The sequence below is a fragment of the Bacillus sp. AFS098217 genome, assembly GCF_002551815.1.
Lineage (GTDB): Bacteria > Bacillota > Bacilli > Bacillales > Bacillaceae_G > Bacillus_A.
In genome coordinates, this window is record NZ_NVPR01000028.1 from 16,434 (window position 1) to 42,060 (window position 25,627).

At 35.7% G+C, this 25,627-nt stretch carries 28 protein-coding genes; 3 read left to right on the forward strand and 25 right to left on the reverse strand.

Translation table 11 applies throughout. The features are described from left to right. Positions 1 to 91 precede the first annotated feature (91 nt). The 18 genes from flgE to COO03_RS06930 form a co-directional block, all read right to left on the reverse strand. The gene (gene flgE / locus COO03_RS06845; protein WP_097896229.1) at positions 92 to 1,315 is read right to left on the reverse strand and encodes a flagellar hook protein FlgE; all 1,224 of its coding nucleotides are present in this window, start codon (positions 1,313 to 1,315) and stop codon (positions 92 to 94) included. Between the two features lie 38 nt (positions 1,316 to 1,353). Then, entirely contained in the window at positions 1,354 to 1,875 is a 522-nt protein-coding gene (locus COO03_RS06850) for a flagellar hook capping FlgD N-terminal domain-containing protein (protein WP_097896231.1), read from the reverse strand. Continuing rightward, positions 1,876 to 3,060, reverse strand: a complete 1,185-nt coding sequence (gene fliK, locus COO03_RS06855) for a flagellar hook-length control protein FliK (RefSeq protein ID WP_097896233.1) — start codon at positions 3,058 to 3,060, stop codon at positions 1,876 to 1,878. It abuts the gene before it with no gap. Then, on the reverse strand, positions 3,053 to 3,463 hold the full coding sequence (locus COO03_RS06860) for a cytoplasmic protein (RefSeq protein WP_097896235.1): 411 nt from the start codon (positions 3,461 to 3,463) through the stop codon (positions 3,053 to 3,055). The genes fliK and COO03_RS06860 overlap by 8 nt, the downstream gene beginning before the upstream one ends. Positions 3,464 to 3,577: 114 nt before the next feature. Continuing rightward, positions 3,578 to 4,882 (reverse strand): flagellar protein export ATPase FliI, encoded by a 1,305-nt coding sequence (gene fliI, locus COO03_RS06865; RefSeq protein ID WP_097896237.1) that lies wholly within the window; start codon positions 4,880 to 4,882, stop codon positions 3,578 to 3,580. Beyond that, positions 4,879 to 5,571, reverse strand: a complete 693-nt coding sequence (locus COO03_RS06870) for a FliH/SctL family protein (protein ID WP_097896239.1) — start codon at positions 5,569 to 5,571, stop codon at positions 4,879 to 4,881. Before COO03_RS06870 ends, fliI begins: the two co-directional genes overlap by 4 nt. Beyond that, complete coding sequence (locus tag COO03_RS06875) at positions 5,558 to 6,562, reverse strand: flagellar motor switch protein FliG (protein ID WP_097896241.1); 1,005 nt, start codon at positions 6,560 to 6,562, stop codon at positions 5,558 to 5,560. The genes COO03_RS06870 and COO03_RS06875 overlap by 14 nt, the downstream gene beginning before the upstream one ends. 13 nt (positions 6,563 to 6,575) lie before the next feature. Continuing rightward, on the reverse strand, positions 6,576 to 8,135 hold the full coding sequence (gene fliF / locus COO03_RS06880; RefSeq protein ID WP_097896243.1) for a flagellar basal-body MS-ring/collar protein FliF: 1,560 nt from the start codon (positions 8,133 to 8,135) through the stop codon (positions 6,576 to 6,578). Positions 8,136 to 8,157: 22 nt separating this feature from the next. After that, positions 8,158 to 8,457 (reverse strand): flagellar hook-basal body complex protein FliE, encoded by a 300-nt coding sequence (fliE, locus tag COO03_RS06885; protein ID WP_097896245.1) that lies wholly within the window; start codon positions 8,455 to 8,457, stop codon positions 8,158 to 8,160. Positions 8,458 to 8,474: 17 nt separating this feature from the next. Next, positions 8,475 to 8,888 carry a flagellar basal body rod protein FlgC gene (gene flgC, locus COO03_RS06890; RefSeq protein ID WP_097896247.1) on the reverse strand — a complete coding sequence of 138 codons (414 nt, stop codon included), beginning with the start codon at positions 8,886 to 8,888 and terminating at the stop codon, positions 8,475 to 8,477. A gap of 19 nt (positions 8,889 to 8,907) precedes the next feature. Continuing rightward, entirely contained in the window at positions 8,908 to 9,315 is a 408-nt protein-coding gene (flgB, locus tag COO03_RS06895; protein WP_097896249.1) for a flagellar basal body rod protein FlgB, read from the reverse strand. Positions 9,316 to 9,915: 600 nt separating this feature from the next. After that, positions 9,916 to 10,188, reverse strand: coding sequence for a flagellar biosynthesis protein FlgG (locus COO03_RS06900; protein ID WP_097896251.1), 273 nt, complete (start codon positions 10,186 to 10,188; stop codon positions 9,916 to 9,918). Next, the gene (locus COO03_RS06905; protein WP_097896253.1) at positions 10,178 to 10,546 is read right to left on the reverse strand and encodes a flagellar export chaperone FliS; all 369 of its coding nucleotides are present in this window, start codon (positions 10,544 to 10,546) and stop codon (positions 10,178 to 10,180) included. Before COO03_RS06905 ends, COO03_RS06900 begins: the two co-directional genes overlap by 11 nt. Before the next feature lie 22 nt (positions 10,547 to 10,568). Further along, the gene (locus COO03_RS06910) at positions 10,569 to 11,912 is read right to left on the reverse strand and encodes a flagellar hook-associated protein 2 (RefSeq protein ID WP_097896256.1); all 1,344 of its coding nucleotides are present in this window, start codon (positions 11,910 to 11,912) and stop codon (positions 10,569 to 10,571) included. Positions 11,913 to 11,934: 22 nt separating this feature from the next. Then, the gene (locus COO03_RS06915) at positions 11,935 to 12,798 is read right to left on the reverse strand and encodes a flagellar hook-associated protein 3 (protein WP_097896258.1); all 864 of its coding nucleotides are present in this window, start codon (positions 12,796 to 12,798) and stop codon (positions 11,935 to 11,937) included. Positions 12,799 to 12,850: 52 nt separating this feature from the next. Next, a complete protein-coding gene (gene flgK, locus COO03_RS06920; protein ID WP_097896260.1) occupies positions 12,851 to 14,149 on the reverse strand; it encodes a flagellar hook-associated protein FlgK in 1,299 nt (432 codons plus the stop codon). A 17-nt stretch (positions 14,150 to 14,166) separates the two neighbouring features. Next, positions 14,167 to 14,619: a flagellar export chaperone FlgN gene (locus COO03_RS06925; RefSeq protein ID WP_097896263.1), complete on the reverse strand. Its 453-nt coding sequence runs from the start codon at positions 14,617 to 14,619 to the stop codon at positions 14,167 to 14,169. A 16-nt stretch (positions 14,620 to 14,635) separates the two neighbouring features. Then, positions 14,636 to 15,100 (reverse strand): YaaR family protein, encoded by a 465-nt coding sequence (locus COO03_RS06930; RefSeq protein ID WP_097896264.1) that lies wholly within the window; start codon positions 15,098 to 15,100, stop codon positions 14,636 to 14,638. 143 nt (positions 15,101 to 15,243) lie between these two features. Between COO03_RS06930 and COO03_RS06935 the strand changes: the two genes are divergently transcribed. Continuing rightward, on the forward strand, positions 15,244 to 15,741 hold the full coding sequence (locus tag COO03_RS06935; RefSeq protein WP_097896266.1) for a flagellar motor switch protein FliG: 498 nt from the start codon (positions 15,244 to 15,246) through the stop codon (positions 15,739 to 15,741). 40 nt (positions 15,742 to 15,781) lie between these two features. After that, positions 15,782 to 16,564, forward strand: a complete 783-nt coding sequence (locus COO03_RS06940) for a CheR family methyltransferase (protein WP_097896268.1) — start codon at positions 15,782 to 15,784, stop codon at positions 16,562 to 16,564. 61 nt (positions 16,565 to 16,625) lie between these two features. Here the strand turns inward: COO03_RS06940 and COO03_RS06945 are convergent, their stop codons facing one another. From COO03_RS06945 to COO03_RS06975, 7 genes are all read right to left on the reverse strand, one after another. Beyond that, positions 16,626 to 17,339, reverse strand: a complete 714-nt coding sequence (locus COO03_RS06945; RefSeq protein WP_097896270.1) for a hypothetical protein — start codon at positions 17,337 to 17,339, stop codon at positions 16,626 to 16,628. A gap of 44 nt (positions 17,340 to 17,383) precedes the next feature. Beyond that, positions 17,384 to 18,625: a transglycosylase gene (locus COO03_RS06950; protein WP_097896271.1), complete on the reverse strand. Its 1,242-nt coding sequence runs from the start codon at positions 18,623 to 18,625 to the stop codon at positions 17,384 to 17,386. Positions 18,626 to 18,654: 29 nt separating this feature from the next. Beyond that, complete coding sequence (locus COO03_RS06955) at positions 18,655 to 20,301, reverse strand: flagellar motor switch protein (protein ID WP_097896273.1); 1,647 nt, start codon at positions 20,299 to 20,301, stop codon at positions 18,655 to 18,657. 175 nt (positions 20,302 to 20,476) lie between these two features. Further along, the gene (locus tag COO03_RS06960; protein WP_097896275.1) at positions 20,477 to 22,453 is read right to left on the reverse strand and encodes a chemotaxis protein CheA; all 1,977 of its coding nucleotides are present in this window, start codon (positions 22,451 to 22,453) and stop codon (positions 20,477 to 20,479) included. Between the two features lie 134 nt (positions 22,454 to 22,587). Continuing rightward, positions 22,588 to 22,956 carry a response regulator gene (locus tag COO03_RS06965; protein WP_097896277.1) on the reverse strand — a complete coding sequence of 123 codons (369 nt, stop codon included), beginning with the start codon at positions 22,954 to 22,956 and terminating at the stop codon, positions 22,588 to 22,590. A gap of 149 nt (positions 22,957 to 23,105) precedes the next feature. Continuing rightward, positions 23,106 to 23,783: an OmpA family protein gene (locus tag COO03_RS06970; protein ID WP_097896280.1), complete on the reverse strand. Its 678-nt coding sequence runs from the start codon at positions 23,781 to 23,783 to the stop codon at positions 23,106 to 23,108. Positions 23,784 to 23,802: 19 nt separating this feature from the next. Beyond that, positions 23,803 to 24,636 carry a MotA/TolQ/ExbB proton channel family protein gene (locus tag COO03_RS06975; RefSeq protein WP_097896282.1) on the reverse strand — a complete coding sequence of 278 codons (834 nt, stop codon included), beginning with the start codon at positions 24,634 to 24,636 and terminating at the stop codon, positions 23,803 to 23,805. A gap of 181 nt (positions 24,637 to 24,817) precedes the next feature. Here COO03_RS06975 and COO03_RS06980 point away from each other — a divergent pair, with 181 nt between their 5' ends. Continuing rightward, positions 24,818 to 25,420: an HD domain-containing protein gene (locus COO03_RS06980; protein WP_097896284.1), complete on the forward strand. Its 603-nt coding sequence runs from the start codon at positions 24,818 to 24,820 to the stop codon at positions 25,418 to 25,420. Positions 25,421 to 25,627 lie beyond the last annotated feature (207 nt).

Consider the following 25,627-nt stretch of genomic DNA (forward strand, 5'->3'; position numbering starts at 1 on the left):
CCTTCGCCGAATTTTGAGGTGGGAGTATACTGCCCGCAAATAACGGGATAAACATGTAGCACCTATGAAAGATGCTACATTCATCTATATACTATCGAATTAAGTTTACAACTTCGTTTAATATATCATCCGATACTTTAATTACTTTTGTATTTCCTTGGAATCCACGTTGATACAACATTAAATCAACGAATTCAACAGCTAAGTCAACGTTAGAACTTTCTTGTGAATTCCCTTTTATTTTACCTGCGCCACCTTGATTGGCAGCACCGATCCTTACAACACCTGCCGCCGCAGTTGGTTCGTAATTTCCATTCCCTACTTTCATTAGCCCGTTGTCATTTGGAAACGTAGCAACTGCTAGCTGTCCAGCAACTCTCGAGCTACCATCCGAATATCTTACCAATACATCACCACCATCAGATATTTCATAGTCCTTCGCCACTGCAGCTTCACGACCAGTTGTAGCTTTCGATGTAAGGGTGTCTTCTGTAGGCATATTACTTAAGCCACTTACGTCTAACTTGATTGTACCTGTACTTCCGTTAACATTAAATGGAATGTTTACTGGTCCACCGTTTTGAAGCTTCCCTGTATTATCAAATGTAAGAGTGTTATTTGGAGCTACATTAGTAAACTGCCCATCCCTTTGTTGGACTAATACATCATATTTATACTCATTTGGTTGTGTTGTTTGACTAATTTCTATGCGTACCTTTACTTTCTTTCCTGCACTGTCATACGCATCAAACTCTTTTGCTATTTTCGGCACATCTCTTGGAATATTCCCAGAAATTTTCGCCGCATCCGTTTGAACCCCTGCAATTGCTGAGTCTAATGGAACTGAAATTGGTTTTACCCCGCTTAAATAATCAACCTTACCTGTCTTTGGATCCACACCATATCCTAATACATACTGACCTTCTGTATTGACAATATAATTATCATCAGATTTATTAAACGTTCCTTTTCGTGTATATTGGGTATTTCCTCCTTGAGAGTCGCCCACTACAAAGAAACCATTTCCGTCTATTGCTACATTTCCTTTGACACCTGTTGGGTTTATTGTACCAGTGCTATAATCTGTATTCGTTCCACTTAATTTCACACCATTACCAATACTTTTTGGATTCGTTCCAGCATACGTGCCGTCTCCTCTAGAACCTACTGTATTGTTATATAATAAATCGTCAAACATCGCTTTTTGTTTTTTATATCCAACCGTTTGTGCATTGGCAATATTATTAGAAGTAACACTTAATGCACTTTGCATCGCATTCATACCTGAAATACTTGTATATAATGATTTAATCATTTTATTTACACTCCTTATGATCTTTTATTTTTAGATTATTATTTTACCTCTGTATTTACTGCTGGTTTTTGTTCTGGTTTCTCTGCTGATTCTATCGCTTGATCTGATACACTCGTTACAAATTTCATTAATACAATTTTATCTCCTACAACAAGTTGTACTTCATTGTTAGAAGCCAATCGTACTGCATCTACCTTACCAGAAATCTTCGCCCCATCAGTTGAAGCCCCTGTTATATGCTTGCCTAGGAACTTCATACCGCCATCTAATGCTGTTGTATTCACTGTCTCTTTTAAAGCATCGACAGCTTTAGTCATGTTTTGTACTTGCTCCATAAGTGACATTTGCGACATTTGATTCATCATTTGGTCCATATCCATCGCATTAAATGGATCTTGATATTGTAAGCTCGTTAAAAAGAGTTTCAAGAAATCATCTTTCCCCATAACACCAGGTGTTTTTTGATCACCCGCTTTTGTAGCTGCTGTTTTATTTTGCGCTTGTGTTTGGGACGCTTGCATATGATTTGTATTTGTTGCATTCATTTCAACACCCGGCATTTAGTCTTCCTCCAATAACCCAGCAAAATCTTGTTCTGACGCTTTTTCTTTTTTAACCATCACTCGCTGTTGTTTTTGCGCTTGTTCTCGCTCTTGTTGTTGACGTTGCTGATCTTTATTCGTATAACTTAATTCAATATGAATCTCTTTTTCTTTTAATTTAAATTTTAATTCATCAAAAATCATTTCAACTCTTTTTTTCGCATCGTGTTTTTCCATTTCAACATGAACTTGAATGGAATCACCTTGTTTTTTCATATATACGGTTAACGTTCCAAGCTTTTCAGGATTTAATTGAAATAACACTCGTTCTTGCTTTACAATCAGTTTTTGTAAAGCCTCCACTTTCGCTTCCATTTTATTTCCTAAGTCCGGAAGGGAAACTTTTTGTGCTTGGAGCTGTTCACCGTCTTTTTTCAAGACCTGGTCATTTCCAACAAAAATTGGATTTATACCTTGTTCTCCTTCAGAATCTACTTGTTTTTCCGACTTTTCTTCTAGACCAACAAAAGTTTCTTTTTGCAGTTGTTCCCCGGCCAGTGTCTTCATTTTATTTTCTGCATTAGCAACTACTTCCTTGTTTAATAATGGATCTGAAGCACCTTTTTTCGTTAAATCACATGATTCTATTTGAATAGATTTAGAGAGCTCAGCCAGCTTTTCTGAAGAAGTTACTTTTTCTAAAATCATTTGAATTGTATCTTCTGAACATATAGCATTTTCAATATTAAACTCTTTAAAAAAGGCTTGCAGTTGCTGGATCTCTCCTGCAGGTAATTCATTTATTTTTATATTTCCATATGTTTTATACAATTCTTGTATTTTTTGTATGTATTGATATAGCAATTCTGGTTGCGCACGTAAATGCTCAATTGCCATCATTTGTTCTGACACTGCTAATAGCAATTCTTCTGTCGTTTTCTTTTCTTCTTTCTTCTCATTTCCAGATGTTTCTTCTTGTTTTAAAGATTTTCTTGCGAGAAGATATTCTTGCTGTTCTTCCTGTGGTGCTTCCTTTTGTCCCGTTCCCTCCGTTTTTGGCTGTTTCTTGTCTTGTTCATTCATTTTTTTTAGAAATGAAGATTTCACATCTTTCGACTGTAATTCTAGCCCTTTACCTTTTTGCGGAGGTAAACTCGGTTGCACCGGAAATATAGGTTCTATCACCGTATTCACCTCATCCATTCATACACATTTTCAAATCAAGAAGCATCTTCTCTTCTCGTTTTTCTTGTACTTTCGCAAACTTTTTACAATCTGCTTGATACATTTCATCAATCACACGTTCTTTTTCTTTGATTTGTTCTAAAAGATTTTCATTTTTTTGAATAAACCCCGTTATTTTTTGTATTTTTCGATTCCATTCTTCTATTCTTTCAGGTGAAAATGTATGAGAAGAAAGCATGCCAACCATAATCTGTTCCCCAGCCTGAACAATTTTACTGCGCGATTGAAAAACATGTAAATCATATTCTTTTTTTTGTTCTATTTTTCTTTTTTCAGCTGTTAATTCGTACACTTCTTTTAAAACATGTTCTTTTTCTTGATTGATTTGCCATTTTATCGTATCATACTGCTGCTTATTCACCTGTTTTATAACCCCCTTCTATTATAACGTTCTCTTATCCTATTATATAGTTTTTTCACAAAAAAATCTGTGAAATATTAAAAAACAAAAATAAGACCTCAAAAAGCGAGGTCTCTATACAATATGATGCATCGCTTGAACGATATCACTAAAATGATAACTATCGGTTCGACCTTGTTTTAAGAATGTATTTATACTATCTATTTTATTTTTGCATGCAAAGATGTAAGCATTTTCTTCATTTTCTTGAATCGTTCCTAATTTGAAATACAATTCATTTTCTTTATAGATTGATAACGTCTTTCTTATTTCATTTGCCAGTTGCCAATGCTCTTCTGATACGATTTCTTCCATAATCCGGCTCACAGAATCTAGCACTGAAATGGCTGGATAATGATTGAGTGTTGCAAGGTCCCTCTTTAATACAATATGTCCATCTAAAATACCGCGGGCTAAGTCTGGTACAGGACCATTTAAATCGTCACCATCAACAAGTACAGTATAAATACCTGTTATCGATCCTTTTTGCGTCTTACCGGAGCGTTCGAGTAATTTCTTCATATAACTTTCCATAAGAAGTGTTTTCCCGCCAATCGGTAATTCCTTCACCGCAATATCAACACTTCGTCTTGCATCCGCAAAACGGGTAACAGAGTCCATCATAAGCAGTACATTATTTCCTTGATCGCGGAAATATTCAGCGATTGACGTTGCTAGCTTTGCAGCACGCAGCTGCATAAGATGACTTTCATCGGAAGTTGCTACCACAACAACGCTTTTTTTCATACCTTCTTCGCCCAGTTCTTTTCGAATAAAGTCTTTTACTTCACGACCGCGTTCCCCTACTAAACTAATGACATTAATATCCGCCTTCGCATTTTTCGCAATCATGCCAAGCAGTGTTGATTTCCCAACACCCGAACCAGCAAAAATACCAATCTTTTGCCCGATGCCAATGGTTAGCATGGAATCAATGGATTTAATACCCGTTTCAAATACTTCGGTAATCTCTTCCCTTTCAAATGCATGAATAGGAGGCGCGTCTAATTTTACTTTTTGAAGCGGTACACTCTCACTTGATTCGTTTAAAATCTCCCCATTCGCACTTAACACTTTTCCTAGTAAATGATTCCCACGAGGTACGGCAACATCTTCAGCAATTAACGTTACAGAATCGCCATAGCATACTTTTTCAGTCTGTTCAAATGGAAGCAGCATATTGTTTTCTTTTTCAATTGCAATGACTTCACATAACACACGATGTTCACCAACAAGACAAACATCACCAATCTTTGCTTTCGGCCCTTTCGAAGTAAAGAACTGTTCCTGTACACTATGAACTTTTCCTGTTTTCGTATAAAACGGCGCATTGATAAATGCATTCCATTTGTTATGTTCATTCATCAACATACCGCTCATACCTCCTCGAATACCTTTTGTTCTTCCCATCTTTGACGAAGCTTCTCAAATATAGGTGCAAACTTAAATTCGAAAAACTCTTTTTCTTCTTCAATGACAAACTCGCCAAATTCCATGGAAAAATCATATTTCCATTCTACAAGTTGCAGGAGCCAATATTCTTTCGTATTTTCCTTTTCCGCTTCAATCCGTTCAAATGTTTCTGGATGCACCGTAATAATTAACTTTTCAAATGAAGTCGGGAGCGTTTCAACAATTCCTTTTAAAATAGGAAGAATATCTAACCCATGTGTATCAATTGCTTGATTAACAACTTTTTCGGCAAGCTGAAGCGATTGATCCCATAGTAACTCTGCCCACTCATATGCAGTTTCTTTTTGCTTCTGCTGAAACTGCAGACGCGCTGCTTCCAGCTGTTCAATTTGCTCATGAACATGCATTTTGAACTGTTCTTTTTCCTCTAGGAGTTGTTTTCGTTCCGCCTGTAACATTTGCTGGTCTTTTCTTAACTGGCACATTTCAGCGTGCAGCGCTTCTTGCTGCGCAATTAATTCTGCATAATCGACTTCGATTTCTACTTCGATTTCTTCCTGTTCTACGTGAACTGGAGGCTTCGGAAATTGTAATTCATACGTTTCTTCAGAAAAAGAAACAGAATTCTTGGGAATTCTGTTTTTAAATAAGGACATCATCTTCACCTCTTTGAATGACAATTCTTCCTTCTTTCTCTAGCTTTTTCACCGTACCTGTAATCGTTTGCTGTGCTTTTTCAGCCTCCGTCATCTTAATCGGTCCTAAGCCATCTAATTCTTCAAGGATCATATCTTTACGGTTTGCAGACATACATGTAAATAATTTCTCTTTAATTTCTTCTTTCGCAATTTTCAATGCTTTCGCAAGAACGCCGTTATCTGTAATTTCTTCTAATACACGGCGAAGCGCAAGAGAATCAAGGCCAAGTAAGTCTTCAAAGACAAACATATTTTCTTTAATTTTTTCGGATAGTTCATAATCCACTTCATCAAGTTTTTGAAAGACTGTTTTTTCCACACCACGTGAAACGTTGTTTAAAATATTAACAATCGTTTTCAGACCATCTGTTTTATTAATCGCACTAAATGCCATCATATTTAATTTCGATTTTAATAGCTCACCGATTTGACCAATTAGATCGCTATCTACTTGCTCTAGTTTGGCAATCCCCATTACTGTTTCCACACGCTTATGATCTGGTAATTTCTCAATTAATTGAGAAGCAAGCTGCGGCTTAATGTAAGATGCAATAATGGCAATTGTTTGTGGTGATTCATCATTTAATACAGTCAGAAGCGGTTCTAAGTCAGTAAGTGAATTCAGGAACTCAAACGGATTATCTTTGTTATACCAAAGATCTTCTAATAGTTTTTCCAGTTCATCTTCCGGCATATTTTTAAATATACGGCGAATATATTCTTTATCTGGTGTAACTAAGTTGAGCTCTTTCACATTTAATTCATATAAAAATTGTCCCATTACATTTTCTAATGTTTCAGGTTTATACGCACGAAACTTAGCAATCTCGCGAAGCAATACTTCTTTTTCCTCAGCTGTCATATATTCAATGACTTTCGCTGCCACTCCTTCGTCTAATGTACGAATGATAATGGCAGCTTTTTCTTTGGAGGAGATTTCATCTAACATCGTTTTTCCTCCCTCACTGTCCGTTTAACCATTTTTTAATAACTTTCGCAGTACCTTCTACATGCTCTTTTGTAGCTTCCTGCACTTGTTCATCTAGCGTTGGTTCCGCTGGTTCTGCTGGTTCTGGCTCTTCCTCTGGAATTTCCATAATGACTTCCTCAGTAGCAGCCACTTCTTCTTCCGCAAATGGCTCATATTCTTCTAGTTCTTCTTCATCCTCTTTCTTACGTTTCGCTAAGAAGTACCATAATAAACCACCTAGTGCGAGAAGCCCTCCAGTTATTCCACCAATTAACCACCAGTTGAAACCACTTGGTTCTGGTTCTTTTGTTTTTTCTGCTTTCGGTTGATCAAATTGAACCGTAACAACATTTACTTGACCGTTTGTAAATTGTCCATTTGGATCTACTTGTAAACCAGCTGCTGTTCCAATGGCTTCTTTAAAAGTTGTCATATCAATTTTTCGTTTTACTAACGTATCATTATCCACCCAAACAACAACGTTTGTCTTTGTTAATTCTGGATGCTTTTTAATCGTTTCAACCGTTTTATCAATTTCGTAGTTTTCGATTTTGTTACCGCTGTTGTTGTCATACACGACTTTTCCATTTTGATTATTGCTTGTACCGTAGTTTGGCACTTGGCCATTTGCGGTAATACCAGCAGCCTGCTTCGCATCCGCACCTTCTTGCGCTGTGGAACGCTCCTGCTGATCTTGTTTACTACGAAGCACACCTTTATCACCATATTTTTCTGACTGGCGTGTTACTTCATCATAATTTACATTTACCTTCGTATTGACCTTAAACTCATTTTGTTTAAACATCGTTGATAATGTTGCATCAATATCTTGTTTCAGCTTACTTTCAATTTGCTGCTGCATCTCTACTTCTTTCTCATATGAAGATGAGCCTGCATTATGAGATGCTTCTGCTCCTTTTGACACGATGCCTTTTTTACTATCGATAACGCTGACTTCTTCTGGTTTCACACCTGGAACTGCTGCACTAATCATCTGCTGAATTCCTGCAACTTGATCCTCTGTCAACGTTTGCCCGCGTTTTACACCAACTGTAATCGCAGCCGTTCCTTTTGCTTTTTCTTCATCGAAAATCGTTTCTTTTTCTGGCAAGGTAATTTGAACGTTTGCGCTTTCCACTGTCGCAAAGTTTCTAATAATATCTTGCTCCAATTGTTTCTTCGTACCGACAAGCTGTTTCATCTTCTTGTCTTGTTCACTTGATCCAAGTGAGCTTTCTAATAAAATCTCTTCTCCGCTTTTAGAGTTAAATGGTAAACCCATTCCATTCATTTCTTTTCGAATCCACTGAGCATCTTTCTTTTGAACCCGAATCGCTCCATCGCTTGCTAGCTGATAATCGACACCTAGCTTTGATAATTCTGCTGTAATCTCTTGTTTATCTGCATCATTTAAATTTTGATATACAACAACGTATTTATCTGGCAAGGTGAAATATAAAAGTACTCCTGTTGCAATCGCTAAAAGCGCAGCGCCAATGACCATCTTATGCCACGTTTTTAACGATCGGAAAACATTCTTTATCTTTTCCATTTAAACACACCCGTCCATTTTCCTAAATTTGCATATTAAGTAGCTGTTTATAGTTTTCGACCAGATTATCACGTACAACAGCCGCTGTTTTCATTTGTGATTCAGCTTTCTTTTGTTGAATGAGGACATCATGTGTCTCTCCCACACCTTTTGTAAGCAAATCATATACTGCTGTTTGAGCATTGTTTTGCGTTTGATTCATATCTTCCAATAAATCAATAAACTTCTTACCTTCAACCGTAGATGTTTGTGAAGTTTTCGGCGCGCCAATTGGTTGGATTGTCCCAAATGGTTGTGTATTCATCACTGATTCGATTTTCATACTTTCCCTCTTCCCTATTATCCTCGGCCGATTTCTAAATCTTTATCGAGCATTTTTTTATTTGCATTTAGTACACTTGTATTCGCCTCATACATTTTTTGTGCGACCATTACATTCGTCATTTCAGCTGTCATATCAACATTTGGATAGCGAACATATCCTTCTGCATTCGCATGTGGATGTGACGGATCGTAAACAAGATTTTCCTTTGGATCTGATTCAATACTTCTGATTTTAACTCCATTATTCGGAGTTTGGTTCAACATACTTGCAAAATTATTATTTTCCTCTAATACAACGCTGCGGCGACGATATGGCTCTCCATCTGGCGCTCCTGTTGTATTAACGTTAACAATATTATCAGAAGTAACTTCCATCCACTTTCGCGCAGCTGTTAATCCTGATCCACTTGCATTAATTGCCTGAAACATAGTTGTCACTCCTTTTTCCTTAACGTCCTCGTGCCGCTTGATCGATTGCATACTGCGTATTAATTGAATTGATTGAAATACCATATAACTGATTTGTTTTCAGTAAATCTATCATTTCTGTTGTTGCATCGACACTGTTTCCATCTTTATTTGTTTGCATCGATTTCGTCTGAATCTTTGCGTATGTATTTTTCGCATTTGCTGTCGGCAAATGCATATTACTTGTTTGATATAAATCAGGATTTGTCTGCAAATCAGCTTTGTTTTTTTTGTACAATTTATTGCTCATATGCATCTGTTCAGCAAATGTAACATCCTGTGCTTTATATCCTGGTGTATTTGCATTTGCAATATTACTAGAAACTGTATTTCGTTTTGTTACTAAATAGTTCATATAGTGACCTACGTCACTAATCAAATCTGGCATATTCCACACCCTTTCTTTTCCATCATTCTCTTTTATGAGCACAATGATCCGCTGATGGAAGTTTCACTTCATGATCCATTTTCATATATGTATCTATTTATTAAAATAATAACTATTATGTATCCTACAATATTTTATGTCATTTTTCCAATATTGTCTTTAGAAAAAATAAAAAAATATAAAAAAGAATACAAAAAACAATATAAGAAGAAGGAACAACGATTCAATTCTACGAACAAAACCGCTTCGCTTCTGCCTATATCCATAAAGTGACACCTCTATCAACGAACTGTTTTACTTAGTAATTTTATATACATCCATTTTAATCTTTCGACATCTAAATCCCTGCTACGCAGAANNTGCTCTTTCTGTTTTTACTTCGCATGTGGCAGAAAAAGGCTCTGACCGCTTCTATGCATGGCCAGATGCTCTCTCCCATCTAAAAAGAGGGGTTTTCTGTCGTTTTTTCAATTGATGTATATATAGTTTGAAAGCAGGAGATTCCCTTACAAGTTGAATAGGTAAATCCCTGCTTTCAGCTTATACAAAATCACTTCTTCATATACTTACAATAACCACCCAACGAGTTATTATAATAGATTAATATTTACCGTAAAATGAATTTGCTTTCATACGCCCATCGTTCGATATAATCATTTCTTCTAATATCTTTTGTTTATCTCGAATATGCCGCGCAGCTTTTATAATGAATGGACTGATTTTTTCTGCAACTTTTGCCCGCTCTTCATCATCTAATGTCATCATCCAGCGATTCAACATTTCACTCTTTTCCGCAAATTCTTTCTCAGATGCCGCAAGCTCACCTATTTCATTAAAACAGCTGACAAATGCTTGATAGATATCATTGTTCATTTTCCAACACTCCGCGGTAACCATCTATTAAATCTTGTAATACTTTTTCAATTGCATCAATAGCTGTTGCTTGGCGTGTTAGTTTCATCGATTGAATTTGCACACTAATCCAATCGTATAAGCCAAACAAGCTATCATATAAATCTTTCGTAATTTCTGGATTTAATTGTAGTTTTAGCTCTTCAAAAATACGATCTAGCTTTTCAAGAAGCGCATCTCCTTCTTGCAACTGAAAAGTAGTCAGTAATTCTTCTAATTTACGAAACTCAACGATACATCTTTCATAAATAAAGATTGTATTTTTTATCGGATTACTCGTCATAATATCATTTTGCATATAACGTTGCCATGCTTGCATACTTTCACTTCCTCAACCTTCATTAATCATCACTTTTTTGTTTTGTCATTGCTTTAATTGTTTTTAACTGGCTATCAAGTGCTGCTAATGTAGTCTCTAACTGTTGATATTTCTTAACAATGTCAGCTTGTTTTTGTTGATTTTGCATATCAATATCATTGATTTTTCTATCCAGATCACTTACGCGTTTGTCAATATTTCCCACTTGGTTTCCAATTATACCTTTATCACCGAAAATTTTATCAAGCGGCTCTTCCATCATTTTTCCTAAACCTTTAGAACTAAAAAAGAATTGTTTCGCTGCGTCTGGATTTTCTTTCAACGCTTTCGTTAATTTCTCATCATTTACTTCCATTGTTCCATCTGATTTCATTTGAATACCGTACGTAAATAAATAGTTTCCATCTTGCGAAAATGTTGCAACATTATTCATCACTTGACGAATACTTTGCATAATCGATTGCCCTTGAAAAGCTCCGCCTTTCCCAGCAAAGACATCTACTGTTGAAACAGCTTTATTATAATCCGCTACCATTTTTTTGATGAGGTTAGCTGCATCTGTTACGTTTGAATCATCTACTGTAAATTTTAGCTCTACTGGATTCGTTTCTGCAGCTGTCACTTTCAGTAACTCAATTTTCATACCTGGAAGTGCCTCGACTGTGTTACTAGCGCTCGTTCCTCCAATACCATTAATGGTATATTTTGCATCCCTTGCTTCATTGATTGTGTTTAAGACGCTTGTACCATTCTCATCTTTGTAAAACATCCTTTTAAATAAATCTGATGTCCCATCATGTAAATCAATTTTGTTTTCTTCCCCTTCTTTTGTGGAAGACATAAAGATTTTTCCGCCAAGCGTATACGCAGATACACCATAGTTTCCATCATTAATCCGATTAATTAAATCTTTATAAGTCATATCAGCTGTTACTTTTAGTTCCTTATCCTTACCAATTTTGAGCGTATCATTTACATTTAATTTATCCTCTAGATTAATTGGATTCGAAGCAATTTGATGACGCTGAGCCAATTGCGTAATTGTCATGTTAAACGTCCCCGCAATTGCACCACCATCTGCTTTTACATTGATATAACCGTCTTGTGACGTCGTTACCTTCTTCTCATTTCCTTTAAAAGCAGCTAAGTTTTTAAATGTTTGTGTAAATGAACTAAATTCTGATTTTAAACTTGTATATAATAATTTATCTTGTGAAAGTTTATTCTTCTCGTTATTATAAGGTGTTTTTCTCATCTCTAACGCTGATAGCTCTAAATCCACAAAATTTTTCGTATCAATAAGAGTATTACCAAGATTCCAAATCTGTTGTCTATCCCCAATATTAGAAATTGATGTTCCTGTCATTTTTTTCCACTCCTTATTCTATTTACATATAATCTAAAATACTCGTTTTGCTCATCGTACTAACAGCCTTTAATGTTGCTTCATACGTGGCATTTATATAAGCTAAATCAGAAATAGCTACCGCTAAATCGACATCTTCAATTTCTTTGCGGTTTTCTTGCAGTGCTAAATTCTGTTCACTTAAGATTGTTTTAAATGTATCCATTGTGTTCATTGTTGAACCAACTTCTGTTATACGATCCAGCACCTTATCTAGATTTTGTTTATTTTCATCTGATAATGGTCGTAACGCTTGTTGATCACCGTTCTGCAACGCATCTCTCATCTTCATCAATGTTTCAATGGCCGGAGATAATACCTCTTTTCCGTTGCGGAATGCCTTAAATTCATAACCGTCGTTTAATTGCCAAATTACATCATTTTGCCCGCCTTGGTACGTTCCATTTTCTTGAAATGGAGACTGCGCAACACTATCTCCGCCAAAAATGTAACGCCCTTGTTCTTTTGTATTTGCTAAGTACACGACTTGTTTTAAGATTTGATCAACTTCTGCTCCAATTGCTCGCAGTTCGTTTGGACCATTCGTCTCATTTAACGCTTGAAGTGTTAATTGGTTCGCTCTTTTTAAGGATGTAGAAATGCCTTGTAATGCAGTTTCTGTTTGCGTTAATATATTTTTCGAATCTGTTATATCTTTTTGCATTTGTGTAATATCCTCTAATGAGTGCGCTATTGCAAACGATTTACTTGCTGCAAGCGGATCCTCACTCATGAGAAGATTTTTCTTACCCGAAGTTACTTGATTACGATGATATTGCTGTTGAACATTTAAGCCCATCATTTGGTTTTTAGCCCAGTTTGCATTTTGAAATGTGGATACTCTCATAAAATCACCCTCTTTATATATTTTAATTCTTTATGAATTAACTAACTTCACTTTATCGAATAATTGAAAATAGGCTATCAAATACTTCATTAATCGTCGTAATTGCCTTTGAATTCGCTACAAAATACTTTTGGAATGCCATTAAATTGACCATTTCTTCTTCCATATTGACGCCTTCTATACTCATTTTTTCTTGTTCAATACCTTGTAATAAGTCTCCATGAATGTCTTTAAATGCGCTAGCGGCGTTTTTATCAGATGCTATCCCAACAAGGAATTTATCTAATGTTTGCTTATAAGAAAGTCCGTTCTTATATGGTTGATCTGTAACTCTTGCAAGTTGGTTTGCAGTATCGGCAGAAATTTTCATTTTTGAAACGTCTTTTATGAAGTCAGGATTTAATTGAATATTTCGTGCATGATCTCCGATAAAGAAGTCTTTCTTCATAACAGTGTTCACTTGGTCCTTAACAGCAATCATTAATTCCTGGAAGTCTTTCTTATAGTCAGCAATCTTTGCTTTCGTATCAATTGCAGCAGAAATGGAACCGCCGTTTAACGAAATATCTTTTCCAGAGATTTGGACTTTATATGGTTCCTGATCCTTTTTCAGCTGAAGTGGGTATGTATCTTGTCCACTCACTGTTAACGAGCCACTTATTCTAACACTCGCAATATTAGGATTCATTGATTCGTAAGAAACTTCTATGTTGGCATATTGAGACATGTCCGTGATAATACGATCCCGCTCATCTAAGAGCTGATTCGGTACGGGCGAGCCTGCCTGTCCAATCTTTTTATTCGCTTCTGCTAAATTAGTAGCAAGGCGGTTAAACTCATTTACATGACCTTCAATATCTTCTGCTGTTTGTGTTTCTGCCGTATCTAAGTTTTTTGCGAGGCGATTTACTTGATTCGTAAATTTATTTGTTCCAGCAATTAACGTATCATAGTAATTCGGTTGTTCTGGATTTTTGGCTACTTCACGAAATGAATTAAAGAAACCATCCATTAAACTCGATAACGAGTTGGGCCCAGTTGTTCCTACCATTGACTCTACTCGTCCTAAAGTAGAATTCATATAAGAATAATAAGAAAGCTGAGAGAATTGCTCATTATATTGCTTTGTTTTCACTTCATCCGTAACACGGTCTATGCTCAATGTTTGAACACCGTTGCCAATTCTTTGCTCTGGTGTATCACCTCTACTTGATCCAATCGATCCGTAATTCACCATTTGGCGCACATATCCTGGTGTATGAATGTTAGAAAGGTTTTGTTGCGTTGTTTTCAAACCTAGTTGTGCTGCTAACAAACCAGATAGCGGTCTATTATAGTCAGATAACCTCATGATTTTTCACTTCTCCTTTACAATAACTCATTTATAAAGATTTGCGAATTATGATTCCTTTCCAGATTGTATTCAGAAACAGAATCCACAATACCTTCTGTAATTTTTAATAGTACGTTTAAGTAATATTGATTTTTCGAAAGTATCATTTTTACATTTTCTTCTAGCGTTGTTAATGTTTTTTGTAATTCTTTTATTTTTTCAATTTCTTCTTCCGAAAAATACGAAAATAATGATTGCATACGATATGGTTCGATGCCATTTTCCTTACAAAACTGCTCAATCATTTCTTGAAAAGCAGTTGTCAGCTGTTTGACACCGTCTATATACTGCATTTGCTCTACTTGTAACTTTTGTACTTCACTCACATTTTTTTGTTGTAAATTCTCATACATTTGTTCTCCAAGCACACTAATATTTTCATATGCCTTTTGGATGAGAACAAGTTTCTCATATAATTGTATGTACATATAACTTCCCTCCTTTTTACAATACTAGGTTAACTATTAAACCGTGAATTTCGCCGATTTGATTTAACATTTCTAAATGACCTGTTTTTGTATTAATTAAATTCATAACATCTTCTAAATCATTTAAACCCATTTCAGCTTGTTTCACAATTGTCATTTTTTGCGAGTATCCATACCTCGGATGACGCGACATTACATCTTTGTACTGCAGTACATGATCAACATAGAAATTCAAAAATGATTTTACTGTATTTTTGTATTCCATCACATTGTCCAGCGTTAACTCTAATTCAATTTTTTCTTTAATTTCTCCAATATTATCAACAAATGTCTCCATTTGTTCTAGCAATTTATCATTCTTATCCTCTGCATGCAAATTATCCGAAAAAACAAGACCACTTCTTGAATTCGCTTCTTTCGGTGTTTGCGTAGCAGGCGGTATATGCGATAAAATTGGATTATGCGAGATAGAACGTAGCATACATATCACCTATTTATTTTTTTATTTCTTTCTTCACTTAATCGTAAAATCCAGTTATTTATAATTATACTCTGTATCACGATATTTTGCAGTTATTTTTTGCAGAAGATATGTTACAATTTATCATGAGGTGGCACAAATCTATGAATATCTTTCTTTGTGGTTCAAATCAATTAACAGCATTAGATCGAGAAGAAATCAAAAATTTTTTATCAGACTATGCTAACAAACATAAAATTTACATATTATGTTACAAATCTATTGAAAATGAAGTCCTTCGTTTCTTTGTTGAAAATGAAAGACTTGCACAAAATTTATGCCTGTATACATTACAACCATTGCATTTGCTAACAGACGAGTTTCAAGAGGCTATCGATTATTTACAAGCGCATGGGGCTCAGTATATCGCTTTCGATCACCCATACGATTCAATTTATCGATCAGAATATATGTTTTTTGTCAAACAAATTGTCGAAAACAGCAATTTAGTTCTCTGTTTTTATAACGGCGATAAGCATACTTCTGTTATTCCTGTCGATATCGCCAAAGACGCTGGCATTGATGCCGTTATTTATGATTTACCGGGCTCACATGTAGAACAAATGCAAAAAAGCTTTGAACAAAAAATTCGCACGATGTAAAAGGGGGAGGCACAATACAAAATATTGTGCCTATATAACTATGACAACTGAACCGAACTATGATTATTTTATAGCGAGTTTTAAACAGCAATTTAATATGGATATTTCTTCATATAAACAAGATAGGATGCGTAGAAGAATTGATTCTTTCATTTCCCGAAAAGGTTTTGAAAATTACGCCAACTTCCTGAATACTTTACGAAATAACCAGGAATTATTTACAAGCTTTATTGATTACATTACGATCAATGTATCGGAATTTTTCCGTAATAAAGAACGCTGGCAAACGTTAGAAACAAAAGTTCTCCCAAAACTATTAGAACAAAATAATGGTAAACTAAAAGCATGGAGTGCTGCATGCGCAGCTGGAGAGGAACCATATACCCTTTCATTAATCTTATCAGATCGATTACCAGCGTTTCGCTTTGAAATTCAGGCAACAGATCTTGATTTTCATATTTTAGAAAAAGCAAAGCAAGGACAATATGCGGAACGATCACTAAAAGAATTACCTGACACCATTAAAACGCGTCATTTTACAAAAGAAAACGATACATATACACTAAACCGAAGTATTAAACAGCAAGTAACATTTAAACAGCATGATTTGTTAACACAATCCTTTGATACAAATTACGATTTAATTCTTTGTCGTAACGTCATGATTTATTTTACAGAAGAAGCAAGAAGTAAGCTTTATGAAAAATTCAGCCGTTCTTTACGAAAAGGCGGCGTATTATTTGTCGGCAGCACCGAGCAAATCTTAACTCCTGAACGCTATAATCTTCAGCGCTTCGATACATTCTTTTATGAGAAAATATAACCTATAAGAAAAGGGTCGCCTTCTTGTATAGAACGGCGACCCTTTTCTTATAGCATTGCTATTACCATCGAATCAGAACGATACAAATGATCCATATGAGTAAAAAGCACATGGTCATAGACCACTTATGCTCCTGCACGACTTCTTTCAATTGATGAGATAACTGCGTTATATTCATTTCAGCTAGCGCTCGCCATACACTTGCATCGCGGTCTTTCGGAACGATATACGCGCCATTCATCAAAATAACTTCACTCGACAGCTTTGTAATATAGGTTGTAATCACGCCAACAAGCATGTTTATATTTCCTTGTGAAGAATCCTGTTCCGCTCTAGAAACAAGCCCTCTTACATCCAGTAATGGGATCAACACTTTTCTCCCAAACGACATCGGTACTTCAGCGAAGTCATATGTTCCATCTAGTAAAGGAATCCCTTTCACATGTGCTTGTTTAATAAGACCCTCTATACTTCTCACAATTTGTTCATAGATGGGTTCTGATTGTCGCCCTTCTTTTGTAAGGGTATGAAGCTTCGAAAACAACTGCAATACTGTGTCCATTTCCTTTGTGAGAACTTCTTTTAGCGCTTTCCCGTCAGCAAGGCTAGCAAGTAAAATTCCGATTTCATTATTTTTTGTAATGATTTGAGATTGAGTCGTAAACGTAACATTACTTTGCTTTTGTTCTTCCTGCACTTCTTGTTCAAAACTAGCAGCAGGCTGTTTTAATGGCTCTAACGTCTTATTTTCAATCGCAATGCGTTTGATGTCCATTTTACGCCTCCCTTTTCAAATACCACAGTATAATATCGTTCTTTTTAGCCCCACTCTTTATTATTTTTTAAGACAAAGAATAATACGAACAATCCAGATATAACGGCAAATACATCTGAGGCCTCAATACCTTGTTCATTTTTCGGCTGCTTTTTCTCTTTTTGACTCTCAACTTGCTCTTGTTTTTTTGAAGCGGCTTTATCGTCCTTTTCATCCGTTGTCTTCTTATGTACTTTCGTCGCTTCTTGTTGAGGATGAGTTGGTTCCTCTTGCTTCTTAGGTACATCGACGACCTGAGCCATCTTTTCTTCTTTCCCCGTCACTTGCTCTTGCTTTATATGCTGCTCTTCTTGTTTATTTGCTTGAATCAATCCTTCTTGCTGTTCATTTTCTTTTGCCTGTTGTCCTCTCACCGATATCACATATTCACTTTCTTGGACGAATTGATTCCCCGCAGCATCAACGATCTCAATACTAAGGCGATATGTACCCGCTTGCAACGCCTCTGTTACTTCACACATTTTGCGCCAATCCATTTCTCGCTTATTGTAATCTAGTGAAAAAGTAATCTCGCTGCTGTTCTCTTTCCCTTTTAATACAACGCGTACTTCTTTCACCGCTGATTCTGCATCTGATGCTTTCACACGAATATTGAACGAATCACCAATCTTTCGCTCTACCACTCCATCTTTCGCTCCATCAATGATTATTTGCTCAAGCTTCGGTGGTTCTTTATCCAAAGTCGGTGTTTCATTTTTAATATGAACAAGTGGAACCTTTTCTTCTCGCTCTTCTAACTCTTCTTTTCCATCTTCTTTACGACTTTGCATGAGCTGAAGATGCCAATCACCTTCTAAGTCGTATGGTCCAACCGTATAGTATGTAACCCATTGCTTCGTTTCATCTTCGTACGCAAAAGATAGCAGTCTTTTTTGATCGTACTGGCTATCATTTTTTTGCAATTGCAATGAGCCTTTTATACTTTGAATATTTTGTTCTTTCGGCTCTACTGCAATTCGAACCTTTTCTCCAGGTATAGCCTGTTGTTTACTAACCGTAACTACACCTAGCTCCGTTTCGATCTTTTGCTCATGCTGCTGTTCAGTTTCTGTTTCTATTTTTTGGTCTTTCTCTTCTTTTTGGTCTATATCTCGCTCATCTTGTTGATCCATTTTACCTATATCATTATTTTGCACTACATCTTCTTCCGCTTTACTTTGCATAGGGAACAATATAAGTAGATGTAATACCATCCAGCCAATGAGAAAACGTCTCATACTTTTCATCTATTTGTTCAAACTCCTATTTTGATGTCTTATAACGATTTTGTAACTTTCACACCGAAAAAGCCATCAACATTTACAAGTTCACCGTAAGCGACTAATACATCATTTACATAAATTCGAATCGGTTCATCAATATCTTCATCCAACACAACTGCGTCATTTTCATGTAAGCTGAGTATATCTTGAATCGTTTTGACCGTGCTTCCAAATACAAATTTTACATCGACTTCCACATTTTGCAGAATGGATGTATCCATATACGATGGATTATTCGCTTTGATTTCTTGAAACGCAATCGGCTGCACTACTGGAACTTGAATTTCTTCCTCTACTACAACTTCTTCCTCTTCAGCTGCTTCTTCGACAACTGGATAAAGAAGACGTCTTGCCATTTCCTTCGCCTCTGGAATCGGCAAAATTTGATACATTTTTGAGTGAACAAGATCCCCAATGTCAATATTAAATGTAATTTGAACAAATTCGTCGCAATCTGTTCCTTCTCCTAAATATTCCATTTCTTCTTTTAATGTAACAAATTTCACCGCCGGCGGAGTAATGTCCATTTTCTCCATAAACATTTCTGACATTGCAGTTGCCGCATGCCCCATCATTTGGTTCATAATTTCTTTAATACCGCTTAACTCTAGCTCTGTAAGTTCTTGCTCTGGATCAATTTCTCCCGTCCCCATCATCATAAGGTCTACCATCGTTAAAGCAACATCTTTCGTAAATACGAACACATTTTCATTTTTCAAACCTTCAACAAAGTCAACGTTTAAAATAACAAACGGCATCGGCACATCATCATAATGACGAACATTAATCGTTTCCACATTCGGTGTACTAATACTTACTGGTTGATTTAACACTGTCGACAATACCGTTGAAGCCGAACCTATAGAAATATTAGCAATTTCTCCAAGTACATCCTTTTCCTCTTGTGTTAAGTACTCTTTTACAGGCTGTTCTTCCGTTTTTTCTAGCTCCTGCGTCTCTTCTACGTCTTGTACTTCTGCTGGTGCTGCACCGCCAGATAACTGCAACAATTTATTTATCATTTGTTTCGCATTTTCAACTGACACGATTTGTACAAGTTTAGAGTTTACGAGATCATCTATTTTTAAGTCAAATGACACTTTAATAATCGTACCGTTTCCATCAATACCAGAGATTTTCTCCATCTCTTCCGCTAGCTTTACGACCTTAATCGTTGGCGGAGACATATCAACCGTATCTCGGAAGAACTCTGACATAGATGTTGCCGCAAATCCCATCATCTGATTCATCGCTTCTTGTACCGCACTTAGTTCTAATTCTCCAGGTTCTTTTCCTTCTTCAACCTCACCTGTTCCCATCATCATTAAATCCGCGATGGCCAAGGCAACATCTTGCTTAAGGACAAGAAGATTCTCCATATCTAGTCCTTTTGTAAAATAAATATTTAATACGACATGTGGGATTTCAATTTCTCTCGCATCATATAAATCTACCATCTCTACATGAGGAGCAGTAATACTTACTTGCCTATTTAAAATGGTTGATAATACAGTTGAAGCTGAACCAAATGATATATTTGCAATCTCTCCAAGAATGTCACACTCTTGAGACGTAAGTGGCTGATTTTCTTTTTCTAGCACAATTGTGCCCGTGTCTCCTTTTGTATGTTGTTCAGGCATTTTCCCCGCCCCCTCATTTCTGTTTTTTCTTAAAATCATATAGACTATCTATTACACTCGTTATATTTTAACAAACTTATTATAAAAATTGTAAACATAGATGAACAAATATACACTTTATTATTCTAGTAACTAAAAACTCCCCAATTCTATCTACTGGGGAGTTTCATTCATATTATAAACCTTCTGGGTTTAAAATGAGGACTACCCGTCCGTCACCAAGAATTGTCGCACCAGAGAAATGATTTGCATTCTCTGCAAAAAAGTCACCTAACGACTTTAAGACAATTTCTCTTTGACCAATAATTGTATTTACAATAAGTCCATAGCTTCGATGCGTATTACGAACGATTAAAACCGGAACCATTTGACCTTCATATGATTCAAACACCTCAGCTGCTGTTTTCTCACCAAAAACAACACTTAAATGTTTCACTTCAATAATTTGATCACGATAATTAAGAACGTCTTTCCCATTTAATGCTTGTATGTCCTCTTTCTTAATTCGAATCGCCTCTACAATATTGCCAAGCGGGAAAGCATAACGCGTTTCATTCGTTTGCACAAGCATAGATTGAATAATAGAAAGTGTTAAAGGAAGCTCAATACGGAACGTACTACCTTTTCCTTCTTCTGAATCAACAATTAAATGTCCGCCTAAACTATGAATCGTATGCTTTACAACATCTAATCCAACACCGCGTCCAGAAAGATCTGAAACAACTTCAGCCGTACTAAAACCAGGTTGTAAAATAAGTTCAAACACTTCACGATCCGTTAATTTATTAGCATCCGCTTCGGTTACAACACCATTTTTGATGGCTTTTTCTAATACTTTCCCTTTATGAATGCCGTTTCCATCATCCGTAATTTGAATTACAACATGATTACCGCTATGAAACGCTTCTAATTTCATCGTACCTGTTTCATTTTTCCCAGCATCACGACGCTTTTCAACTGTTTCAATACCATGATCGATTGCGTTACGAATTAAATGAACAAGCGGATCTCCAATTTCATCGATAACGATTTTATCAACTTCGGTATCTTCACCTGTAATTTGTAAATCAATTTTTTTCCCTAAATCTTTTGCAAGCATGCGTACCATACGTGGGAAGCGATTAAAGACCGTTTCAATCGGCACCATGCGCATATTTAATAGTACATTTTGAATATCCTTAGAAATATCACCTAATCGATTTAAATGCTCAATTAATTCTTTATTTTGAATCGTCTCTGCTAATTCATCGATGCGACCACGTTCAATTACACTTTCTTCAAACATGTTCATCAATCGCTCGATTTTTTCTAATTGCACACGAATAGAGCGGTTTTCTACTTTTGCATTTTTACCTTTTGCGCTCCCTTTTGAAGGCGCCTCTTTAGAAGTCGATTGAGCAGGCGTTACGTTCTGCTTAATTACAGGCTGAACAGCTTCTTTCTTCTTTTGTACGGCTGTTTTTTCTTTTTGGATTTGCTTTACTTCTACTTTTTCAATTTCAGAAACATGAAGTGCAGCTTGTTTTAGCTCTTCCTCACTTTGATCTGTATTCATATAAATTGTAAATTCAAATCCAAAGGTATCCGCCTCAATTTCTTCCATACTTGGGACCGTTTTTTCTATACTTCCCAATTTTTGCAATGCTTCAATACACATAATTGCTCGCACTGCTTTTAAGATTGCTTGTTGTTCCACAGTAACATGAATTTCGCAAGAAGCTGTTTCATCGTTCTCCAACTCAACTTGAGCTTGGTTTTCCACAGCACTTACTGCATCACCATTTAATAATGCTTCTAGTTTTTGTTTTGTAGCAGTAACATCTATATTTCCCATACCGCCTTGCTGCACATCTGCAACCATTTTCTCCAAATTGTCAATACACTCAAAAACAACATCTATAATATCGGCATTTACTGCCATATTACCATGACGAATTTCATCAAGAACATTTTCCATCTTATGCGTTAAATCCGCCATTTCACTAAATTCCATACTTGCAGACATACCTTTAAATGTATGTGCTGAACGGAAGATTTCTCCTACGACATCCATGTCTTCAGGGTTCTGTTCTAAATTCAGCACATTTTCATTTAATGATTGTAAATGCTCTTCTGCCTCTTCAAAAAATATATTCAATAGATCTGTTTGCATTTTAATCCCCTACCTGTCTCCACAAACATTTCATTTATGTATAACAATTTAATGTTTTAAAAACAATAGAAAAAGAGGTACCACACTTCTATACATATCATTGTTCGATTCTTTGTGGCACCCCTTTATATGAATTAGCTCGTTACTACTTTTGTTAATGCTTCAATAACACGATCAGCTTGGAAAGGCTTAACAATAAAGTCTTTCGCACCAAGCTTAATTGCATCCAGTACCATGCTTTGTTGTCCCATCGCAGAGCAAATAACCACTCTTGCATTCGCATCAATTTTTATAATTTCCTTTAATGCTTCTAATCCATCCATTTCTGGCATTGTAATATCTAGTGTTACAATATCAGGCTGAAGCTCTTTAAATTTTTGAATTGCTTCTAATCCATTTTCTGCTTCACCGATAATTTCAAATTCAGTGCTGTTTTTCAATAAGTTTTTAATCATTGTTCTCATAAACATCGCATCATCTACAACTAAAATTTTATGTGCCATTCTTTTAATTCTCTCCTTCTATGTATAACCATATCTTAATATTTAATCTTGTCATTCTCACCCATTATACAAAATAACACGAGAAAATTTAACATTTTTTTTTAAGAATTTCTACATTTTTATTATTTTATTAATAAAATAGAAATATATTATTCTTTTACATATATAACAACACGACGATTCTTTGCCCAATTCTCTGGTGAATCGTTTGGTGCTACTGGCTTTGTATCCGCATATCCTACTGCTGCTAGCCTTTTATCATCTATATGATACACCTCAACAAGATGGTGAATCATATTTGCAGCACGGGCTGAAGATAATTCCCAGTTTGATGGGAATTTCTCATTATGAATTGGTCTACTATCCGTGTGACCTTCTACGACGATTGGATTTGGAACAGATTGAAAAAATCCTGCTAATCCACTTATAATATCTTTCGCTTCAGGTTTAATGTTCGCATCTCCTGTATCAAATATTAAATTATCTACAATAACAATACTAACACCTGTATCTTCACGGTAAACTTTTACCTCTTCAATTCCATTATCTGTTACATAATTTTTTAACTTTTTATATAATTCATCCATTCTTTTTTTGGAAGCTACCTTTTCACTATTTTTTTCATGAGAAATATCAGGTATTGTATTTTCCATTACTTGTGCATCCACTTGCCCTGCATCACTAAACTTCTCAAGCATCTTTGAAAATTTCGCTGTATCTTGTTTTGACGTAGCAACTAATAATACAAAAAAAGTAAGCAATAACATCGTTAAATCGGTAAAGGTCGTCATCCAGCGCGGTGATCCTTTTTGCGGTCGTTTTATCATCATACCCCCCCCTAAAAAACTAGGCTGCTCGTTTTTCTTTTTTTATTTTCGTTTCATATACATACGTATCCAGCTTTAATTTTAATTTAGAAGGAATTTGTCCACTATACAGCTCTGAAATCGCCTCTATAATAAACTTCTTCTCTGTATACATATCTTCAATACCGCGATATACTTTTTCAGCAAGCGGAATCGCAATCATATTAGCAATCACCGATCCATACAGCGTCGTTAACATCGCTACTGCCATACCAGTACCAATTTGTGAAGTATCCTGTAAATTTTGAAGCATAATGATTAGACCAATTAATGTCCCGATCATTCCCCAAGCTGGTGCAAAATCACCAATTTTATCTAGTAATGTCGCACCTTTTTTCAACTCATATACTTCTGTTTCAATATCCCTCGTTAGTATTTCTTTTAATTCCTCTTCATCGTACCCACTTAGCATTAAGCGAATTCCTTTTTGAATAAAAGGATTATCTACCTGTTCTCCATCCGCCTCTAACGATAATAGGCCATGTTTTTTTGATTTTCTGGAGAAATCTACAAATAATTCCGTTAGTTGTTCTAAGTCTTCTTCTTGTCTATTCAATACAGAAAAAATACTCTTCGTGTATTTTTTTATTTCACCAAATCTATAAGCAACAACAACTGTAGCTGCTGTTCCTCCTATAACAATTAAAATAGATGAAATATCCAAGAAATTTTTAAAACCTTTTATTCCACCGCCGCCAAGCATGATTGCTGCAATTACAATGACGAATCCTACTACAATGCCAAACGGGCTAGAAATATCAAACTTTCTTTTTTTCTTATTTGGTCTAGCTAACAATTGATTTTCGTCTCCCATATTCCTGCCCTTCCTTTTTGTTTTTTGGAAATATTTTTTTATTTTAATAATACGTTTTCGCATTCCCTTATCATTATACTTCCCTTATCCGTTTATCGCAATATTCTCATGAAATTGACACATATTGACACATTTCGTTTTTATATTAAAATTACAATATAGCAATATGAGGAGGATCCATATGGAACATAATATTTTGCAAGTCATTGCACTAGCAGAAAAACTGAAATATGAAATGAGACATAGCTGGCTTTCTAACGGTCGTCAAGAAAGCGTTGCCGAACATACATGGCGTATGTCACTAATGGCTGTCTTGGTTCAGCCTTATTTAGATAAAGAAGTAAACATGGAAAAGCTACTTAAAATGGTTATTATTCATGATCTTGTGGAAGCTGAAGCTGGGGATATCCCTGCTTTTGATACAATGAATAGTCATGAATTACAATTAAAAAAACAAGAAAATGAACAACAAGCAATTTTACACATTAAACAGACACTAGAAGGTCCTCTTGGTGAAGAATTGTACGATTTATGGATGGAATTTGAAGCGAAAGAAACATATGAAGCCAAAGTTGCAAATGCTCTCGATAAGCTAGAGGTAAAGATTCAGCATAACGAAGCAGATATCGATACTTGGCTTCCAATTGAACATAAAATGACATTTCAAGTTGCTAAGCATACAGACTTTGATTCCTTCTTATCAAAATTACAAAAAATCATTGAACAAGAAGGTGAAAAGAAATTAATTGCTGCAGGCATTGATGTCGAGGCTTGTAAACAATAACAACTTCTCTAGGAGAAACTACGATAACTTTATATATACATCAATTAACAAACCGACATAAAACCCATCTTTTTTAAGTGGGAGAGAGCATCTAGCCATGCATAGAAGCGGTCAGGGCCTTTTTCTGCCACATACAAAGTAAAAACAGAACGAGCAAACGAGTGTAGGTTACTTTTACTTCTGCATAGCAGGGAGTTAGATGCCAAA

Bases quoted from the DNA above. Each gene is read 5' to 3' on its own strand.
- flgE (WP_097896229.1), bottom strand. From the start codon at position 1,315: ATGATTAAATCATTATATACAAGTATTTCAGGTATGAATGCGATGCAA.
- COO03_RS06850 (WP_097896231.1), bottom strand. From the start codon at position 1,875: ATGCCGGGTGTTGAAATGAATGCAACAAATACAAATCATATGCAAGCG.
- fliK (WP_097896233.1), bottom strand. From the start codon at position 3,060: ATGGATGAGGTGAATACGGTGATAGAACCTATATTTCCGGTGCAACCG.
- fliI (WP_097896237.1), bottom strand. From the start codon at position 4,882: ATGAGCGGTATGTTGATGAATGAACATAACAAATGGAATGCATTTATC.
- COO03_RS06870 (WP_097896239.1), bottom strand. From the start codon at position 5,571: ATGTCCTTATTTAAAAACAGAATTCCCAAGAATTCTGTTTCTTTTTCT.
- COO03_RS06875 (WP_097896241.1), bottom strand. From the start codon at position 6,562: ATGTTAGATGAAATCTCCTCCAAAGAAAAAGCTGCCATTATCATTCGT.
- fliF (WP_097896243.1), bottom strand. From the start codon at position 8,135: ATGGAAAAGATAAAGAATGTTTTCCGATCGTTAAAAACGTGGCATAAG.
- fliE (WP_097896245.1), bottom strand. From the start codon at position 8,457: ATGAAAATCGAATCAGTGATGAATACACAACCATTTGGGACAATCCAA.
- flgC (WP_097896247.1), bottom strand. From the start codon at position 8,888: ATGTTTCAGGCAATTAATGCAAGTGGATCAGGATTAACAGCTGCGCGA.
- flgB (WP_097896249.1), bottom strand. From the start codon at position 9,315: ATGCCAGATTTGATTAGTGACGTAGGTCACTATATGAACTATTTAGTA.
- COO03_RS06900 (WP_097896251.1), bottom strand. From the start codon at position 10,188: ATGAACAATGATATCTATCAAGCATTTGTCAGCTGTTTTAATGAAATA.
- COO03_RS06905 (WP_097896253.1), bottom strand. From the start codon at position 10,546: ATGCAAGCATGGCAACGTTATATGCAAAATGATATTATGACGAGTAAT.
- COO03_RS06910 (WP_097896256.1), bottom strand. From the start codon at position 11,912: ATGACAGGAACATCAATTTCTAATATTGGGGATAGACAACAGATTTGG.
- COO03_RS06915 (WP_097896258.1), bottom strand. From the start codon at position 12,798: ATGAGAGTATCCACATTTCAAAATGCAAACTGGGCTAAAAACCAAATG.
- flgK (WP_097896260.1), bottom strand. From the start codon at position 14,149: ATGAGGTTATCTGACTATAATAGACCGCTATCTGGTTTGTTAGCAGCA.
- COO03_RS06925 (WP_097896263.1), bottom strand. From the start codon at position 14,619: ATGTACATACAATTATATGAGAAACTTGTTCTCATCCAAAAGGCATAT.
- COO03_RS06930 (WP_097896264.1), bottom strand. From the start codon at position 15,100: ATGCTACGTTCTATCTCGCATAATCCAATTTTATCGCATATACCGCCT.
- COO03_RS06935 (WP_097896266.1), top strand. From the start codon at position 15,244: ATGAATATCTTTCTTTGTGGTTCAAATCAATTAACAGCATTAGATCGA.
- COO03_RS06940 (WP_097896268.1), top strand. From the start codon at position 15,782: ATGACAACTGAACCGAACTATGATTATTTTATAGCGAGTTTTAAACAG.
- COO03_RS06945 (WP_097896270.1), bottom strand. From the start codon at position 17,339: ATGGACATCAAACGCATTGCGATTGAAAATAAGACGTTAGAGCCATTA.
- COO03_RS06950 (WP_097896271.1), bottom strand. From the start codon at position 18,625: ATGAAAAGTATGAGACGTTTTCTCATTGGCTGGATGGTATTACATCTA.
- COO03_RS06955 (WP_097896273.1), bottom strand. From the start codon at position 20,301: ATGCCTGAACAACATACAAAAGGAGACACGGGCACAATTGTGCTAGAA.
- COO03_RS06960 (WP_097896275.1), bottom strand. From the start codon at position 22,453: ATGCAAACAGATCTATTGAATATATTTTTTGAAGAGGCAGAAGAGCAT.
- COO03_RS06965 (WP_097896277.1), bottom strand. From the start codon at position 22,956: ATGGCACATAAAATTTTAGTTGTAGATGATGCGATGTTTATGAGAACA.
- COO03_RS06970 (WP_097896280.1), bottom strand. From the start codon at position 23,783: ATGATAAAACGACCGCAAAAAGGATCACCGCGCTGGATGACGACCTTT.
- COO03_RS06975 (WP_097896282.1), bottom strand. From the start codon at position 24,636: ATGGGAGACGAAAATCAATTGTTAGCTAGACCAAATAAGAAAAAAAGA.
- COO03_RS06980 (WP_097896284.1), top strand. From the start codon at position 24,818: ATGGAACATAATATTTTGCAAGTCATTGCACTAGCAGAAAAACTGAAA.